This window comes from Bacillus cereus group sp. MYBK195-1 (assembly GCF_051916605.1).
In the GTDB taxonomy this organism is placed as follows: domain Bacteria; phylum Bacillota; class Bacilli; order Bacillales; family Bacillaceae_G; genus Bacillus_A; species Bacillus_A cereus.
Window position 1 is genome coordinate 766,131 of record NZ_JBQAGZ010000001.1, and the last position, 16,287, is coordinate 782,417.

Sequence of the window (16,287 nt, forward strand, 5' to 3'; positions counted from 1 at the left end):
TGTAATTTAAAGGAGATAAATTATCATGGAAAAAATCTTTAAAGTAACTAGCGACTCAGGAATTCATGCTCGTCCAGCAACTCTACTTGTAAACACTGCAAGCAAATTCGGTTCTGACATTAACTTAGAGTATAACGGAAAGAACGTTAACTTAAAATCAATCATGGGCGTTATGTCTTTAGGCATTCAACAAAACGCAGAAATTAAAATCACTGCAAATGGTGATGATGCAGCTCAAGCACTAGCAGCTATCGAAGAAACTATGAAAAACGAAGGATTAGGAGAATAATGACTCTTAACATTCAAGGGATCGCTGCATCAAGTGGGATTGCTATTGCAAAGGCTTTCAGACTTGAAAATCCTGAATTTAACATCGAAAAGAAATCAATTACAAACGAAGCTGCAGAAATTGCACGCTTAGACGCTGCGCTTGAGAAAGCAAAAACTGAATTAGAAGCTATTAAGGACCACGCATTTGCTGAACTAGGTGCTGACAAAGCTGCGATCTTTGAAGCACATTTATTAGTGTTAAATGATCCAGAACTAGTAAACCCAGTAAAAGATAAAGTAAATAGCGAAAAAGTAAATGCTGAATTTGCAATGAATGAAGTTGCATCAATGTTTATTTCTATGTTTGAAAACATGGATAACGAATATATGAAAGAACGTGCTGCGGACATTCGTGACGTAACAAAACGCGTTCTTGCACATTTACTAGGAATTAACTTCTCAAATCCTGGTACAATTTCTGAAGAGGTAATCATCATTGCTGAAGATTTAACACCATCTGATACAGCTCAGTTAAACCGTAAGTATGCAAAAGGTTTCACTACTGATATCGGTGGACGTACATCTCACTCTGCAATTATGGCTCGTTCTATGGAAATTCCAGCTGTTGTTGGTACGAAAGTTGTTATGGAGAAAATCCAAAACGGCGATATCGTTATCATTGACGGTTTAGATGGAGAAGTAATTGTAAATCCATCAGAAGAAACTCTTCGTTCGTTTGAAGAAAAGAAAGCGAAATTTGAAGAGCAAAAAGCTGAATGGGCTAAATTAAAAGACCAAGCTACTGTAACAAGTGACGGACATCACGTTGAGCTTGTTGCAAATATCGGAACACCAAATGATGTACAAGGTATTATCGATAATGGCGGAGAAGGCGTTGGCTTATACCGTACAGAATTCTTATACATGGGCCGTGACAATCTTCCAACAGAAGAAGAGCAGTTCGAAGCGTATAAAGCAGTTCTTGAAGGTGTAAAAGAAGGTCAACCAGTCGTTGTTCGTACACTTGACATCGGTGGAGATAAAGAGCTTCCATACTTACATTTACCAAAAGAAATGAACCCATTCTTAGGATACCGTGCAATTCGCTTATGTCTTGATGAGCAAGATGTGTTCCGTACACAACTTCGTGCATTACTTCGTGCTAGCGTATACGGTAACTTAAAAATTATGTTCCCAATGATTGCAACTCTTGATGAGTTCCGTCAAGCAAAAGCGATTTTATTAGAAGAGAAAGCGAAACTTGTAGAAGCGGGTACAACTGTTTCTGATTCTATTGAAGTTGGTATGATGGTTGAAATCCCAGCTTCAGCAGTATTAGCAGATCAATTCGCGAAAGAAGTTGACTTCTTCTCTATCGGAACAAATGATTTAATCCAATACACAATGGCTGCAGACCGTATGAACGAACAAGTATCTTACTTATACCAACCATATAACCCATCTATTTTACGTCTTGTAAAAATGGTTATCGATGCTGCTCATAAAGAAGGCAAATGGGCTGGTATGTGTGGTGAGATGGCGGGCGATTCACTTGCTATCCCATTATTATTAGGATTAGGTTTAGATGAGTTCAGTATGAGTGCAACATCTATTCTTCCTGCAAGAACACAGCTAAGCAAGTTGTCAAAAGCAGAAATGGAAACATTAGCAGAAAAAGCATTAATGATGTCAACTGCTGAAGAAGTTGTTGAACTAGTTAAAAGCATATAAACAATAAAAAAACCTGAGCCGATTTGAAATCGGTCTCAGGTTTTTTCTATGAGAAAAGTAAATCTTATTTGCTTACTATCGAGGATAAGAGACAGAATTAGATAGCGATTGCAACGATATCAGTTGGGCATACACGTAAAATACCAGTAAAAGTATTTCGATTTTGATTGTTCTTATCGTCTTTATTGTTATCTTTGTTATCTTTGTTATTACGAGCTAAAGCAGAGAAAAGAGCAACACCGTTAGCGAAACCTTCAAAAATTACATTATTGAAAGTGCCATTACCTCTAATGCTTAAAAGAGAAAGCTCTGTTCCAACTGAAATGCTAGCAAGTACGTTACATACAGCTGGTTGTTGTGGTCTAACTACTTCTCTCTCTTTCTCGCGATGTTCGCGATGTTCGCGATGGTCACACTCTCTTTCACGATGATGACAGTCTCTAAAGTTATCACAGCATCCAAATGATCCAAACATAATCCTCATCACCCCCTTCACACTTATAATCTATGTAAGTTCGGTAGTTAGTGACTGGACAGAGAGTGGAATTTTTTCTAGGGGATTTTCTCATTTTAAATGACTAGCTGGGTGTTTAGTATGGAATGATGTTTAAAATAGGGGGAATATAACAAAAAAATGTAAAAACCACCGAAATAAATGAAATGGGTAGCCTTTACACTTTTTTACTTTTATATAAAACGATGATATATACAGGAAGAGCTAGGAGTAGTGGCACAATGGATCGTGCAGTATGTTTTTCTGATTCTAATTGGAATGCTTCTTCTTTTGGAAATTGTAAAATGGAGATGTTTGCGGCATCACCAATAAAATATAGAAGCAGTACAGTTACTATGTAACATAAAAGTGCGATAAAGCTTCCGTATGAACTCAATGAAAATCCCTCTCTTGTTATCTATTTGTTATCATTGTATCACAATTGTAACAAAAATACACGGGTATATTTCAACACCTTAACAAAATTCGACACGAAACGTCACGTTTATTTATGAGGAGGGAATAGAATATACTTTTCCATAAGTATAAATGTCGAATGATTTGTAGTAATATTACAAAAGTATGACAGGAAATAAAAAACGAAGGCAACGTAGTTACCTTCGTTTTTTATTATTTTGCCCACTCACTCACTTGCTCTACGCTCATGCGAGGTGCAGGGTGGCCTTTTAAAGTTGATTCACCAATTGTAATAAGCATAATTGGAACGTAACGAGATGAAACGTTAAATTCGTCTGTCAGTGCTTGTGGATTGAAGCCACCAATAGCACAAGTATCCCAACCAGTTGCTTTAGCTGCAAGCATAAGTTGCATTGCTGCTAAAGATGCATTTGAAAAGGCAGCATCTCTTGGGAATTGTTCACGAGCATATGCAGATTCAATATTTTTAGCTAAGCGTTCTTTTGCTTCTTCTTTCATAAATCCTTGTTCTACAATTGGACCATATACCGGCTCAACATTTTTATAAGCTTCTAAATCGCCTAAAATAGCGACTACTGCAGAAGCATCAAGAATTTGTTGTTGGTTATAAGCTATTGGGTGTAATCGTTTTTGTACATCTTCACCTTGAAAAACAAGGAATTTCCAGTGTTGTAAGTTCCAAGCGGAAGGTGCTTGTGCTGCGGCTTTTAAAATCTCATGTAATTCTGTAGATGAGATTTCTTTATTTGGGTTGAATGCACGTGTAGATGTGCGTTCATATAGAACATCAAAAAAGTTGTCGTTTGTCATTGTATATCCTCCAAATTGTATATCGAATTATTTTCAAAAAAATAATATACACTACTTACATTTTGTAAGTTATCGAATTTAAGAATATAATATCTTTATTTTAATTGTCAAGTTTTAAAAATTAGCTAGGGCATTCATACAAACGATACAATTCCTACAATCATACACTAAAAAAGGAATTTATAGAGTGAAAAGCGAAGATAACATTCTCAATTAGCTTGTTAATATGTGTCTCTCACAAATTAAAGTTTATTGGAGACCAGTCTTTTAAAAAAATTTGTGAGGAATTCAGTAGAACAAGATATATGAAGTGAGTGAAGACTAGTGATGAACATACTACATTTTTTATTAGAGAATACGGTTTTCCAAAATGTGTTACAAGATCTGCAGTTAAATGTCCTTTATATAGAAAATGGATGTAAGCATCAACAAACGGTAGAAAATATCCATCCAAAATGTATGTTTATAGCAAATAGTTTTGAAGAGGGCGAACTATTATTTCAAAGAACGAAACCACACATTATCATTACGTATGTAACAGATTATTCTCAAATAAAATATATAAAGAATATGTATACTCCGCACAGTACATTCATTGTCATTTGGGATCAACAAATAACAAAAGAATTCACAGATGTACTTGCATTAGGAATACGTAATATTGTAATAGCTCCTGTAACTCCGCAAGCAGTGTTAGAGGAAGTGAATAAGAGTTTGTATCAACTTTCTTTAGTAAGGCAAGTTAGTTTGCAGCAGGAATTGCTTCAAACGATGTTTGATTTTCAAAATGATCTATTATTTATAGTAGAAGATGATGAAATAGTTGATTGTAATACAAATTTTTTAGCTTTTTTCGGATATGAAAATTTGTTTGCCTATCGTGAGCAACATTTAGTATTTGCTGAACATTTTATTAGAGAAAATGGATACTACTCGACGACGCATGATATAACATGGCTAGACGATACTTTATCTAGTGGTAGAAGAATTAAGATGTTAAATTATGAAGGGGCAGTATCTACTTTTCTATTACGTGCGACACCATTGCCAGAAGATTTATCAAGATTTATTGTAAAGTGCACGGAAATTACAGAATTAGATGAAACCTATCAAGAACAAGAAAGACTTGCTATGATAGATTCATTGACAGAGATTTATAATCGTTTAAAGTTTCAACAAATACTAGAGGTAGAATGGGAAAAGGTAATACGTAGTGATGAGAAAATAGCAATCATTTTATTTGATATAGATAATTTTAAAACAGTTAATGACACATATGGTCATGATTTTGGCGATTTAGCATTAATACAACTTGCAGAGCTTATGAAATCTAAAGTGGAGCAGCAACATGTATTTGCAAGATGGGGAGGAGAAGAATTCATTATATTAGTGACAAATACAGTAGAAAAGGAAGCATTTCAAGTTGCGGAGTCATTACGATTCTTCATTGAAACAAAGCAATTTACTGGAATTTCGAAGTTAACAGCTAGCTTTGGAGTTGCGTTATATGAACAAGGAACTACAAGAGAAGAATTAATGCAACGAGCGGACATTGCATTATATGAAGCGAAAAAAAATGGAAAGAATCAAGTATGTGTGTATAGAAAAGAAAAAATGTAATTTTTCGCAACAAATTGTTGCGATTTTTTTTTATTGTTTGATAATAGAATAGGGGGGACAATTTTTAGCGAAGGAATTATGGAGGATCGATATGATAAAAAAAGTAATGGTGATGGCTTCACTGTCTGCTATAGTTGGCGGCGGAGTATACTATTTTCTTGTTAGCCCCAATATAAAGGAAAACACTGTATTAACAACTAAAGTGAATCCTACTATTGAATCAGAAGTACAAGGGAATATAGAAGAAAAAGAAGAGCAACAAATTGATTATGCTAGCATATCTCAAAAATTAGATCAATATTTAGTCGGAAAGCAATTTAATGGAACAGTTTTGGTAACAGATAAAGAGCGTGTTATATTGAATAAAGGATATGGGTATGCTGATGTTCAAAATAAAATAGAAAATACGCCTCAAACAAAATATCGTATCGGTTCTATTACGAAAACAGTTGTTGCCACATCTATTTTACAGTTGCAAGAACAAGGTAAATTGAATATTCAAGATAATGTAAATAAATATATTCCTTCATTTCCGGAGAATAAAAATATTACGCTATATCATTTATTAACGCATACCTCTGGTTTACCTGAACATGCAAAAGGAAATGTGAATGCTGCTTCCCGTTTACAGTTAATTAATTGGATTGGACGTCAAAATTTAGAATTTCCTGCAGGAACAGGTTGGAGATATACAGATTATAATTATATGGTTCTTGCTTATATAATAGAACATATCTCCAAAAAACCTTTAGGAGATTACATAAAAGAAAACATATTTTTAAAAGTAGATATGCATGAATCCGGTATGGGAAATATGGTACCTGGAGATAAAAATTTTGCAAAGGGTTATGTGAAAAAAAATCAAGAGCTTGTACCAGCGCAAAAGTTAGGCATGGATTGGCTATATGGTTGTGGTGAGATGTATACGACAGTTGGAGATATGAAGAAGTTAGACGAAGCAATTATAAATGGAAAACTTCTTTCTGAACAAAGTATACAAGCAATGTTTTCGCCTTCAGCAGAACGGAAATATGCATTTAGTTTTTATATATATCCAGATTATTTTCATAATCATGGTGTATTATCTGGTTGGAACACTTTCAATAATTTTAATAAAGAAAAAGGAATTTTTGTTATGTTATTTTCAAATGTGAAAAATAGTATGGATGATGACTTTAATAAAGAGTTCCGAAAGATGGTAAATGATTTATTAGAACAAAGGGGATGAGAAAATGGAACATAAAACTGTATCAATAGGTTTCATTGGTATTGGCGTAATGGGAAAAAGTATGGTTTATCACTTAATGCAAGATGGTCATAAAGTATATGTATATAATAGAACGAAAGCAAAAACAGATTCTTTAGTGCAAGCTGGTGCACATTGGTGTGATACGCTAAAAGAGTTAGTGAAGCAAGTTGATATTGTAATGACAATGGTTGGATATCCACATGATGTAGAAGAAGTGTATTTTGGTATAGAAGGAATTATAGAACATGCAAAAGAAGGTACGATAGCAATTGACTTTACGACATCTACACCTACTTTAGCAAAACGTATTAATGAAGTTGCAAAAAGCAAAAAAATATATACGTTAGATGCACCTGTCTCAGGAGGAGATGTTGGCGCGAAAGAAGCAAAACTCGCAATTATGGTAGGTGGAGAGAAAGAAATATATGATAGATGCTTACCTTTACTTGAAAAGTTAGGAACAAACATTCAATTACAAGGACCAGCTGGGAGTGGACAACATACAAAAATGTGCAATCAAATTGCCATTGCTTCCAATATGATTGGAGTATGTGAAGCTGTTGCTTACGCGAAGAAGGCTGGACTGAATCCAGATAAAGTGTTAGAGAGTATTTCAACAGGGGCAGCAGGTAGCTGGTCATTAAGTAATTTAGCTCCTCGAATGTTAAAAGGAGACTTTGAGCCAGGATTTTATGTAAAGCATTTTATGAAAGATATGAAAATTGCTTTAGAGGAAGCAGAAAAATTACAATTACCAGTCCCAGGCTTAAGTTTGGCGAAAGAATTGTATGAAGAGTTAATTAAGGATGGCGAAGAAAATAGTGGAACACAAGTATTATATAAAAAATATATAAGGGGGTAAACGAGGTGGACCTTCAAAAGTTTGATGAGATGATTGATACTGTACAGCGAGCTACTTGTATGCAAATTAATGAAAGACAAAAAGAAGCTTTTAAACAAAAATATGATTTTGAACCAGAATTTGAATATGGTAGAGATGAGAAGGGGCATTATGTAATTCGAACCTCAAAAAAGATGTTAGAAGAAATGGAGTTTTATTTAGCATTGAAATATGATCGTGATGGAGTGGATCTTTATATGCAAGCTGAGATTGACGGCATATTTCATGTATCTGTTAGCTATGGTGAAGATGCCCTACATCTACAAGAATTGTTTCAATTTCTAGAAGAAAGTAAATAAAAGTCCTCAAATGAGGACTTTTATTTATTTAGTTATCTTTAATTTTTATAATTATAAGTTAGACGCGCGGCGGCATCGTTCAACCGGGAACGGGATAATTTGTGCGACGTGATTAGGACCAAATTGTTTTGTACGAGCATGGCGTATTATATAAAAAGCACACAGAATTGAAACAGGAATAGCGCCGAATAAACCAAATAATAAAGCGCTTACACAAGATGCGACAAATCCTAAAACACCAATTTCTAACTCTTCCATAATAGCTCCTAAAATAACAGGAAATGCTCCACATGTAACTCCAAGTATAAGTGCGATAAGTAAGCTCATGATTATCCCCCTCTGTTTGCGATATTATTTTCCTTCTTAGTTAATTGTAGTATATCACATATAAAACAGAATTTTCAGAAAAAAATTAAATAAATGTTCAAAAAATGTTCGGAAAATGCACTTGAAAAATCAAGGTGTTAAATTTGTGATGAAATAGTACTTTCAAGTAAATAAAAAATCAGGCTTATTTCAAAATGAAATAAGCCTGTTCCATAGGAGGATGTATATATGTAGAGTGAATAAAAGTTTGGAAAAGGGGGTCCAAGTCCTTTTATTCAACTAACTACCTTAATAGATTGGAACCCAGCCTTCAGTTGTCACAAAAATACGAATAGCTACAACTTGGCGATCATCTTGCAAGGTAAAATAATGTCTTGCATTTTCAGGAACAGATATTAAATCGCCTGGCTCAAGTTCAACATCAAAGAATTTCCCATCTTTACCTTCAATAGCGAAAATGCCATGACCACTGACGATAAAGCGAACTTCGTCATCTGTATGATGGTGTTCCTTTTGGAAATTAATTAATAATTCGTCAAGGTTAGGGGTGCTATTTGAAAGTGAAATTACATCATGTGCTTTATAACCACGGCGTGCTGAAACATCAGCGATTTCTTTTGAAAAAATAGCTAATATTTCAGCTTTGTTTTCATCTGTTAACGAATAATTTTCATTTAAATGAGTAGGAAGTTTAGAAATATTCCATTTCTCATATAAAACGCCTTCCTCTTGTAGAAATTTAGATACTTCCACTTCATTTTCAATACGAGTATTTACTTCATGAATACGAATTTGCGCCATTAGAAACGCCTCCTTGAATTGATAATAGTTTTATATGAAATTGGAATAAAAACTCATAAGCTTCTAATCTCTTCTTTGCATCAAAGCTATCTCGGCCCCATACGGTAATACCGTGGTTACGGATTAATACTGCACCCGAATCTCCTTGTATATGCTTTCGGAAGTTTTCTCCAAGTGTTGGGATATGGGCATGGTTTTCGATAATAGGAATGTGAATGGTTGCATCTTCTTCCCAAATATCTAGAGCTTTAATAATTTCTTGATTTTGAAGGATGACTGCATCACTATATAAATTTGTGATGACATTATTATCGGTTGTATGAACATGAAGTACGCAACCGGCATTCGTATTGTTATAAATGTGTGTATGCAATATTGTTTCTGCTGAAGGGCGTAATTCAGTCTCTAAAACGGGAACTCCTACATGATCTACTAATAGAAAATCATCTGGAGTGGTTTTTGTTTTATCTTTACCGCTTGCTGTAATAAGAAAAGTAAGTGGTTCATGACTAACCTTTATAGAAATATTACCACTTGTTGCTGGGAACCAATTTCGTGTTGTTAACTCTTTTTTTATCTCGCTTAAGTCATACCATTGACGAAAAAGTTGTTTCATGCCTTCACCTCCAACAAAAGTTTTAATTCAGCTTGCACATCTTGAAATGTTTCAAACGGTGTATAAGCAATATGATTTTCTTCACACTTTGTAATAAGAAAATCGCGAGCGAATACTTTATCAGCTTGTTTCGCGGCTTGTAAATCAGTAATAGAATCTCCAATTACAATATGAAAGTCATTTGTATCACTTAATTTACGGATTAATGATGATTTACATAATCCGCAATGATTTTGACAATGATCATCACAAGAATGAGGCCATTTAACTGTAATAAACTCTGCTGAAAAGACTGTTTCATTACAATAAATTTGCTCTTTTGGAATGATTCCTTGTAAGAGTGGATAGACGAAGAAATCCATTCCACCTGATATCACGTAAAAAGAAATGTTATTTTCCTTTACGAATTGTATAAACTCATGAAAACCACTACGGATTTCAGCAGTTTCTATTAAAAATTGAATAATATCATCGTGCAGATTAGTAGGTATTAATTGAAATAATTGAGAAACACCTTCTTGAATGGATAGTTCTTGTGATAAAATTTTATTCTTTACTTCTTCGGCTTCTGGTGGTGCGAATTTTTCCATAATGGACATAATGTTATCATTATTTGTAATCGTGCCATCGAAATCACAAAATACTTGAATACTCATAATTTCACCTCATAAGAGGGATTTCCCCATATTTGTAGTGCACTATGCAAATTTATGTCGTCTACTTCATGGAGTGGTTTATTTTGTAAAGTAGCATCAATTGCAGTACGGAAAGCTTTACCGCCGCCTTGCGCTCCATTTGGATGTCCGTGTATTCCGCCGCCAGCATTAATAACAACATCTTTACCGAAATCTCGTACAATAAAGGGAACGAAACCAGGATGAATACCAGCAGACGGAACAGAAAAGCTCTTCTTGAAAAATGCATCGTCTTCAGTTAAATATTTTGAGATAGCAAGAGCCTCTTCTTTTTCTAGCGCAACACTTCCGTATGGAGATGGGAATAATGAAAAGTCAGCCCCAGCATAATGTAGTAGCTTTCCAAGTAATAATGGAGATGAAACTCCATATAACTTGGATGCTGAATAAGCACCGCTTACAGCAGGATGTGCCATAATAGGAACTGGGATTTCATCATCTTCTGCAAGTGATTGTAGTACATCTAGTCCGTAAGCAAATACGTTGAATAATAGAATATCAGCTCCAGCTTGCACTGCACGTTTAGCATTTTCTTTTAAATCAAAAGTTCGTCCTGTTAAATTTACGGCATATAACGTTTTATGACCGTATGTTTCGTAGACAGATTGTAAAACTTCTTTTCCAGATACAATGCGTTTCGTAAGTGGTGTTAATGCATTTTCAAATAATATTTCATCATCTTTTACTATATCTACACCACCAATTGCTTGATCGCGTAATTGCGTTTTTAAATACCCAATGTTTCGTCCAATCATTCCTTTAAAAATACTCATTAAAAGGGGACGATCATGCACTTGTAAAAGATTTCGAATACCATCTATCCCGAATTTTGGACCAGGAAAATGTTTTTTTAACTCGTCTGAAAAAGTTAAGTCAATTAGTTTTACTTCGCCATCAAGTGATAGCTTTCCAAATGTAGTCGTTAAAATCGCTGGTAAATCTGGACTGAAGTTTAATAGCGGATATTCGATTTTAATAATTCCGCGTTTTACTTTTTTACGTAAATACGAATTGGTATGTTCATGTTCAGCTAATTCCTCAACATGAATGACGTTGCCTTTATGCTGCTTTAATTGTTCTTGCAATAAGTGTGGCAAATGAGTCCAAGAGCCAATTGTTAAACCGAGTGCAATTTGCTCAGCTTTTTTTTCTAAGTTATGTGAATCATCATGGATTAAATACGTCGCTATAATTCCGCTCATTGTTATAACCTCCTAGTTAAATAAAAAAACCTCTCAGCTAAGGAGAGGTTTTTTTACAACCAGCTCCTTATCTGTCAGCGTAATGCTGCGAGAATTAGCACCGTGTCTACAATTGTAGATCGGTTGCCGGGTTTCGTCGGGCTCGTCCCTCCACCTGCTCTTGATAAGAAGTATTTAGAAATGTTTAAAATTTTAAGATAACTGAATTTTGTCAGATATTTTTCGTGTTGTCAATTACTTTTTGAAAAAATTTAATTTACCAATTCGATTAATGGCTTCTCGTAATCTATCTTCTGCATGCAAGAGACCAACACGGACATACCCTTCCCCATGCTCACCAAATCCAACACCAGGAGCAACTGCGACATGTGCTTTTTCTAGTAAAATATCAGAAAATTGCTCAGAGGTATATCCTTTTGGAACGGGAAGCCATGCAAAGAATGATCCTGTTGGAATGTCTACATTCCAACCAATTGAGTGACAGGCTGAAATAAGAGCGTTTCTTCGAGATTCGTAACTATTTACAAGGTCTATTACGCAAGACTGTGAACTTAATAGCGCTTCTCGAGCAGCATCTTGAACTGCACCGAATATACTAACATACATATGATCTTGTAATAGGTTAATTGTTTCAATCACACTTTCATTCCCTACAGCAAAAGCGATGCGCCAGCCAGCCATATTGAAAGTTTTTGATAATGTGTAAATTTCAATTCCTATATCTTTCGCACCATCTGCTTGCAAGAAACTAACAGGTTTTTGACCATCAAATCCGATAGCGCCATAAGCAAAATCGTGAACAACTAATATATTATGTTTATTAGCAAAGTGAATGGTTTCATCAAAAAAATCTTTTGATGCAGTAGCACCGGTAGGATTATTTGGATAGTTTAAAAACATTAATTTTGCACGCTCTGCAATAGAGTCATCAATGTTCGTATAATCTGGTAAAAAGTTATTTTCTGCAATAAGCGGCATTGTTTCAAAGTGTGCTTTTGCTAAAGCAACCCCGGATAAATAATCTGGATAACCTGGATCCGGAACGAGAATCGTATCACCAGGATTTGTAAAACAAATCGGTAATTCTACTAGTCCAGCCTTCCCGCCAAACAAAATAGCAACTTCAGTTTTTGGGTTTAATTCGACGCCGTATTCACGTTTATAGAATGTAGCCACGGCTTCCTTTAAGCTTTCATGTCCGCGAAATGGCGGATATTTATGATGAATGGTCTTTTCGGCAGCATCTTGTAAAGCTTTTACGATATGCTGCGGTGTTGGTTGATCTGGATTACCTTGACCTAGATTAATAACATCGTGACCAGCTGCAACGACTTTGTTAACTTTTGCAACAAGTGAAGCGAAAAATTGTGTTGGCAATGATGTTACTATCTCAGAAGGTTGAAATAATTTCATACTTTCCACCTCTTTTGAAAGTTGTTACAATTCTAGTGACAAATGATATAATCTTTCCAGTATTTTGTAAAGAGAAAAATAAGAATGGGGCTGAAAAAATGAAAGTCGCATGTATTCAAATGGATATTGTTTTTGGAGATGTAGAAAAAAATATTGAGAATGCTAAAAATAAAATAAGCGAAGCTATGAAGGAAAGACCAGATGTTATCGTCTTACCAGAACTATGGACAACAGGATATGATTTAACGAGACTTTCTGAAATTGCAGATAGGGATGGAGTGGAAACGAAAGAAAAGTTAATAGAATGGGCGAAGCAATATGATGTACATATTGTTGGTGGGTCCATAGCGAAGCAAACGGATCAAGGCGTTACAAATACGATGTATGTTGTAAATAATGAAGGACAGCTAGTCAACGAATATAGTAAAGTACATTTATTTCAGCTTATGGATGAACATAAATATTTAATAGCTGGTAATGGTACGGGCGAATTTAAGCTAGATGATGTTGAATGCGCTGGAACAATTTGTTATGACATTCGTTTTCCAGAGTGGATGCGTGTCCATACTGCTAAAGGGGCAAAATTATTATTTGTTGTAGCTGAATGGCCATTAGTTCGTTTAGCACATTGGCGTTTGCTATTGCAAGCAAGAGCAGTTGAAAATCAATGTTATGTTGTTGCGTGTAATAGAGCAGGAAAGGATTCGAATAATGTATTTGCAGGTCATTCTTTAATTGTGGATCCTTGGGGTGAAGTTGTAGTAGAGGCGAATGAAGAGGAATCAATTTTATTTGGAGAGCTTGTATTCGAGAAAATTAAAGAAGTACGTAAAGGAATTCCAGTTTTTGCGGATCGCCGTCCAGAATTATACAAATAAAATGTTGACAAGTGATTTTTATTCTTGGTATAGTCTTCAACATAAAGTTAAAAATTCAAAAAATTATATAACTCTTATCAAGAGCAGGTGGAGGGATTTGGCCCGATGAAGCCCAGCAACCGACCGTAATACCATTGTGAAATGGGGCGTTTATTACGCCAAAAGGCACGGTGCTAATTCCAGCAGAAAGTAAAACTTTCTGGCAGATAAGAGGGGAGAAGATAAACTTCAAACCTCTTTCTTAGTGGAAAGAGGTTTTTCTATGTTAGAAAAACCTCTGAATTTAAAAAGGGGGAGAAGACGATGGGATATTATTCATTAACAGAAATAACAGCTGTACAATATGCGAAAGATCATGGCTATTTTGAAGAGAAGGCAAATGTCATTTGTCATGAAATTGGAGATGGAAACTTAAATTACGTGTTCAAATTAGATGATGGAGAGAAATCCATTATAATAAAACAAGCACTGCCTTATGCTAAAGTAGTTGGTGAAAGCTGGCCATTGTCTATAAAAAGAGCAACGATTGAAAGCAAGGCACTGCAAATTTTTGCGCAGTATGTACCGGATTATGTTCCAGTAGTGTACAGTCATGATGAAGAGTTAGCGATAACGGTAATAGAAGACTTATCAAGACTAACAATTACAAGAAAAGGATTAATAGACGGAGAAGAATATCCGCTTTTATCCCAGCATATTGGTCGTTTTCTAGCACATGTTTTATTTTACACTTCAGATTTTGGTTTACAGTCAGAAGAGAAGAGGGTACTAGAAGGTGCCTTTGTAAATCCGGACCTTTGTAAAATTACAGAGGATTTAGTGTTTACAGATCCATTTGGACATTATGATACAAATGATTATGAGCCAGATTTACAGCTCGTGGTTGATGAACTTTGGAGTGATAAAACTTTAAAACTAAAAGTAGCACAATATAAATATAAGTTCTTAACAAGAAAAGAAACTCTTATTCATGGTGATTTACATACTGGTAGTATTTTTTCGTCACCTTCTGAAACGAAAGTGATTGATCCAGAATTTGCGACATATGGCCCATTTGGATTTGACATAGGTCAATTTATTGCAAATCTATTATTAAATGCTTTATCTAGAGAAGAAGAAAAGAGAAGTGTACTATTTTTTCATATAGAAAAGACGTGGAGTTATTTTGTAGAGACTTTTACAAAGTTATGGATTGGGGAAGGTGTAGAAGCATATACGAAAGAAAAACAATGGTTACCAATTATTTTGCAAAATATCTTTACTGATGCTGTTGGATTTGCCGGATGTGAACTAATTCGTAGAACAATTGGTTTAGCTCATGTAGCAGATTTAGATGAAATAGAAAATAAAGAAACAAGAATTCAAGCTAAGAAACAAGCGCTATCCTTAGGAAAAGAACTAATAAAATATGAATCTAAAAGTGCTGATATTCAACTGTTTCGAACATTATTTCAACAGACAGTTTCAAGGGGTGTAAAAGCATGAGTACAATCGTTACTGTTCCGAGATCTGTAAGTTGGAAAGGTGATGCAATTGCGGTATTAAATCAAACGAAATTGCCACATAGCACAGAATACAAAACATTAACGACTATTGAAGAGGTTTGGAAAAGTATCATAATGTTAGAAGTACGCGGAGCGCCTGCAATTGGAATTGTAGCTGCATTTGGCTTGGCGCTTGCAGCGAAAAAATATAATACTTTACATATCGAAGAATTTCAAAAGAAGTTTAATAGAGACTGTAACTATTTAGGGACATCACGCCCAACGGCAGTAAATTTATTTTGGGCAATTGATCGTATGAGAGAATCTATTCGAGAGATTACTACAATAAAAGAAGCACAAAAAATATTAGAAGAAGAAGCGCTTCGTATTCAACAGGAAGATGAAGAGGTGTGTCGAAATATTGGGGAATATGCGTTAACATGTTTTAAAGATGGCGATAATATTTTAACAATCTGTAACGCTGGAAGTATTGCAACTGCCAGATATGGAACTGCATTAGCTCCCTTTTATATTGGAAAAGAGAAAGGTGTGCGTTTACATGCATATGCGTGTGAAACGAGGCCAGTTTTACAAGGTGGTCGCTTAACGACGTGGGAATTGAAGCAAGCAAATATTGATGTGACCCTTATTACAGATAATACTGCAGCTCATGCTATTCAAACGAAAGAAATAAACGCGATTATTGTGGGAGCGGATCGAATTGTCGCAAATGGAGATACAGCCAATAAAATAGGGACAATGAATTTAGCTATTTTAGCAAAGCACTTTAATATCCCATTTTACGTTGCTGCTCCACTGTCAACATTTGATGTTACGAAAGAAACTGGAGCCGAAATTATTATTGAAGAAAGAGATGAAACAGAAGTTACAAAAATCTTTGGAAAACAAGTAGCACCAATTGGAACGGATGTTTATAATCCAGCATTTGACATAACGCCGAATGAATTAATTACAGGAATTATTACTGAGAAAGGGATTTTACGTGGAGATTATAAAAAAGAAATTCTGACATTATTTGAAAGACAAGCTGAAATTTAAT

Annotated in this window: 18 protein-coding genes and 2 riboswitches; of the genes, 9 read left to right on the forward strand and 9 right to left on the reverse strand. The window is 34.9% G+C overall.

The window, feature by feature from the left end; genetic code table 11:
• Nucleotides 1–25 precede the first annotated feature (25 nt).
• Nucleotides 26–289: a phosphocarrier protein HPr gene (gene ptsH, locus ACTFRY_RS04220; protein WP_000411080.1), complete on the forward strand. Its 264-nt coding sequence runs from the start codon at nucleotides 26–28 to the stop codon at nucleotides 287–289.
• Complete coding sequence (gene ptsP / locus ACTFRY_RS04225) at nucleotides 289–2,001, forward strand: phosphoenolpyruvate--protein phosphotransferase (protein WP_098616202.1); 1,713 nt, start codon at nucleotides 289–291, stop codon at nucleotides 1,999–2,001. The genes ptsH and ptsP overlap by 1 nt, the downstream gene beginning before the upstream one ends.
• A 97-nt stretch (nucleotides 2,002–2,098) precedes the next feature.
• Here ptsP and ACTFRY_RS04230 read toward each other — a convergent pair whose 3' ends face one another.
• The 3 genes from ACTFRY_RS04230 to ACTFRY_RS04240 form a co-directional block, all read right to left on the reverse strand.
• Nucleotides 2,099–2,476 carry a DUF3915 domain-containing protein gene (locus ACTFRY_RS04230; protein ID WP_087948577.1) on the reverse strand — a complete coding sequence of 126 codons (378 nt, stop codon included), beginning with the start codon at nucleotides 2,474–2,476 and terminating at the stop codon, nucleotides 2,099–2,101.
• A gap of 196 nt (nucleotides 2,477–2,672) precedes the next feature.
• Nucleotides 2,673–2,891 (reverse strand): hypothetical protein, encoded by a 219-nt coding sequence (locus ACTFRY_RS04235; RefSeq protein WP_000100485.1) that lies wholly within the window; start codon nucleotides 2,889–2,891, stop codon nucleotides 2,673–2,675.
• A 233-nt stretch (nucleotides 2,892–3,124) separates the two neighbouring features.
• The gene (locus ACTFRY_RS04240) at nucleotides 3,125–3,742 is read right to left on the reverse strand and encodes a nitroreductase family protein (protein ID WP_000180372.1); all 618 of its coding nucleotides are present in this window, start codon (nucleotides 3,740–3,742) and stop codon (nucleotides 3,125–3,127) included.
• Nucleotides 3,743–4,069: 327 nt separating this feature from the next.
• Between ACTFRY_RS04240 and ACTFRY_RS04245 the strand changes: the two genes are divergently transcribed.
• The 4 genes from ACTFRY_RS04245 (at nucleotide 4,070) to ACTFRY_RS04260 (ending at nucleotide 7,811) form a co-directional block, all read left to right on the forward strand.
• Nucleotides 4,070–5,362: a GGDEF domain-containing protein gene (locus ACTFRY_RS04245; protein ID WP_001023191.1), complete on the forward strand. Its 1,293-nt coding sequence runs from the start codon at nucleotides 4,070–4,072 to the stop codon at nucleotides 5,360–5,362.
• A 91-nt stretch (nucleotides 5,363–5,453) separates the two neighbouring features.
• Nucleotides 5,454–6,590, forward strand: coding sequence for a serine hydrolase (locus ACTFRY_RS04250; protein WP_061663480.1), 1,137 nt, complete (start codon nucleotides 5,454–5,456; stop codon nucleotides 6,588–6,590).
• Between the two features lie 4 nt (nucleotides 6,591–6,594).
• Nucleotides 6,595–7,473 carry an NAD(P)-dependent oxidoreductase gene (locus ACTFRY_RS04255; protein ID WP_098616203.1) on the forward strand — a complete coding sequence of 293 codons (879 nt, stop codon included), beginning with the start codon at nucleotides 6,595–6,597 and terminating at the stop codon, nucleotides 7,471–7,473.
• Nucleotides 7,474–7,478: 5 nt separating this feature from the next.
• On the forward strand, nucleotides 7,479–7,811 hold the full coding sequence (locus tag ACTFRY_RS04260; RefSeq protein WP_000365623.1) for a DUF3909 family protein: 333 nt from the start codon (nucleotides 7,479–7,481) through the stop codon (nucleotides 7,809–7,811).
• A gap of 51 nt (nucleotides 7,812–7,862) precedes the next feature.
• Here ACTFRY_RS04260 and ACTFRY_RS04265 read toward each other — a convergent pair whose 3' ends face one another.
• From ACTFRY_RS04265 to ACTFRY_RS04290, 6 genes are all read right to left on the reverse strand, one after another.
• The gene (locus ACTFRY_RS04265; RefSeq protein ID WP_000054660.1) at nucleotides 7,863–8,138 is read right to left on the reverse strand and encodes a hypothetical protein; all 276 of its coding nucleotides are present in this window, start codon (nucleotides 8,136–8,138) and stop codon (nucleotides 7,863–7,865) included.
• A gap of 288 nt (nucleotides 8,139–8,426) precedes the next feature.
• Nucleotides 8,427–8,939, reverse strand: a complete 513-nt coding sequence (locus ACTFRY_RS04270) for a 1,2-dihydroxy-3-keto-5-methylthiopentene dioxygenase (RefSeq protein ID WP_000057313.1) — start codon at nucleotides 8,937–8,939, stop codon at nucleotides 8,427–8,429.
• Nucleotides 8,917–9,555 (reverse strand): methylthioribulose 1-phosphate dehydratase, encoded by a 639-nt coding sequence (locus ACTFRY_RS04275; protein ID WP_000811338.1) that lies wholly within the window; start codon nucleotides 9,553–9,555, stop codon nucleotides 8,917–8,919. The genes ACTFRY_RS04270 and ACTFRY_RS04275 overlap by 23 nt, the downstream gene beginning before the upstream one ends.
• Complete coding sequence (locus tag ACTFRY_RS04280) at nucleotides 9,552–10,211, reverse strand: 2-hydroxy-3-keto-5-methylthiopentenyl-1-phosphate phosphatase (protein WP_098616204.1); 660 nt, start codon at nucleotides 10,209–10,211, stop codon at nucleotides 9,552–9,554. The genes ACTFRY_RS04275 and ACTFRY_RS04280 overlap by 4 nt, the downstream gene beginning before the upstream one ends.
• Nucleotides 10,208–11,452 carry a 2,3-diketo-5-methylthiopentyl-1-phosphate enolase gene (gene mtnW / locus ACTFRY_RS04285; RefSeq protein WP_044795959.1) on the reverse strand — a complete coding sequence of 415 codons (1,245 nt, stop codon included), beginning with the start codon at nucleotides 11,450–11,452 and terminating at the stop codon, nucleotides 10,208–10,210. Before mtnW ends, ACTFRY_RS04280 begins: the two co-directional genes overlap by 4 nt.
• 64 nt (nucleotides 11,453–11,516) lie before the next feature.
• A riboswitch (SAM riboswitch) is annotated at nucleotides 11,517–11,622 on the reverse strand.
• 64 nt (nucleotides 11,623–11,686) lie between these two features.
• On the reverse strand, nucleotides 11,687–12,865 hold the full coding sequence (locus ACTFRY_RS04290) for a pyridoxal phosphate-dependent aminotransferase (protein WP_044795960.1): 1,179 nt from the start codon (nucleotides 12,863–12,865) through the stop codon (nucleotides 11,687–11,689).
• Nucleotides 12,866–12,879: 14 nt separating this feature from the next.
• Here ACTFRY_RS04290 and ACTFRY_RS04295 point away from each other — a divergent pair, with 14 nt between their 5' ends.
• The 3 genes from ACTFRY_RS04295 to mtnA all read left to right on the forward strand — a co-directional run bounded on the left by ACTFRY_RS04295 (nucleotide 12,880) and on the right by mtnA (nucleotide 16,286).
• A complete protein-coding gene (locus tag ACTFRY_RS04295) occupies nucleotides 12,880–13,743 on the forward strand; it encodes a carbon-nitrogen family hydrolase (protein ID WP_002098106.1) in 864 nt (287 codons plus the stop codon).
• 71 nt (nucleotides 13,744–13,814) lie between these two features.
• Nucleotides 13,815–13,956: riboswitch (SAM riboswitch) on the forward strand.
• A gap of 90 nt (nucleotides 13,957–14,046) precedes the next feature.
• On the forward strand, nucleotides 14,047–15,228 hold the full coding sequence (gene mtnK, locus ACTFRY_RS04300; RefSeq protein ID WP_098616205.1) for an S-methyl-5-thioribose kinase: 1,182 nt from the start codon (nucleotides 14,047–14,049) through the stop codon (nucleotides 15,226–15,228).
• On the forward strand, nucleotides 15,225–16,286 hold the full coding sequence (gene mtnA, locus ACTFRY_RS04305; protein WP_000104602.1) for an S-methyl-5-thioribose-1-phosphate isomerase: 1,062 nt from the start codon (nucleotides 15,225–15,227) through the stop codon (nucleotides 16,284–16,286). The genes mtnK and mtnA overlap by 4 nt, the downstream gene beginning before the upstream one ends.
• Nucleotide 16,287: the final 1 nt, after the last annotated feature.

Bases quoted from the DNA above. Each gene is read 5' to 3' on its own strand.
- ptsH (WP_000411080.1), top strand. From the start codon at position 26: ATGGAAAAAATCTTTAAAGTAACTAGCGACTCAGGAATTCATGCTCGT.
- ptsP (WP_098616202.1), top strand. From the start codon at position 289: ATGACTCTTAACATTCAAGGGATCGCTGCATCAAGTGGGATTGCTATT.
- ACTFRY_RS04230 (WP_087948577.1), bottom strand. From the start codon at position 2,476: ATGTTTGGATCATTTGGATGCTGTGATAACTTTAGAGACTGTCATCAT.
- ACTFRY_RS04240 (WP_000180372.1), bottom strand. From the start codon at position 3,742: ATGACAAACGACAACTTTTTTGATGTTCTATATGAACGCACATCTACA.
- ACTFRY_RS04245 (WP_001023191.1), top strand. From the start codon at position 4,070: ATGAACATACTACATTTTTTATTAGAGAATACGGTTTTCCAAAATGTG.
- ACTFRY_RS04250 (WP_061663480.1), top strand. From the start codon at position 5,454: ATGATAAAAAAAGTAATGGTGATGGCTTCACTGTCTGCTATAGTTGGC.
- ACTFRY_RS04255 (WP_098616203.1), top strand. From the start codon at position 6,595: ATGGAACATAAAACTGTATCAATAGGTTTCATTGGTATTGGCGTAATG.
- ACTFRY_RS04265 (WP_000054660.1), bottom strand. From the start codon at position 8,138: ATGAGCTTACTTATCGCACTTATACTTGGAGTTACATGTGGAGCATTT.
- ACTFRY_RS04270 (WP_000057313.1), bottom strand. From the start codon at position 8,939: ATGGCGCAAATTCGTATTCATGAAGTAAATACTCGTATTGAAAATGAA.
- ACTFRY_RS04275 (WP_000811338.1), bottom strand. From the start codon at position 9,555: ATGAAACAACTTTTTCGTCAATGGTATGACTTAAGCGAGATAAAAAAA.
- ACTFRY_RS04280 (WP_098616204.1), bottom strand. From the start codon at position 10,211: ATGAGTATTCAAGTATTTTGTGATTTCGATGGCACGATTACAAATAAT.
- mtnW (WP_044795959.1), bottom strand. From the start codon at position 11,452: ATGAGCGGAATTATAGCGACGTATTTAATCCATGATGATTCACATAAC.
- ACTFRY_RS04290 (WP_044795960.1), bottom strand. From the start codon at position 12,865: ATGAAATTATTTCAACCTTCTGAGATAGTAACATCATTGCCAACACAA.
- mtnK (WP_098616205.1), top strand. From the start codon at position 14,047: ATGGGATATTATTCATTAACAGAAATAACAGCTGTACAATATGCGAAA.
- mtnA (WP_000104602.1), top strand. From the start codon at position 15,225: ATGAGTACAATCGTTACTGTTCCGAGATCTGTAAGTTGGAAAGGTGAT.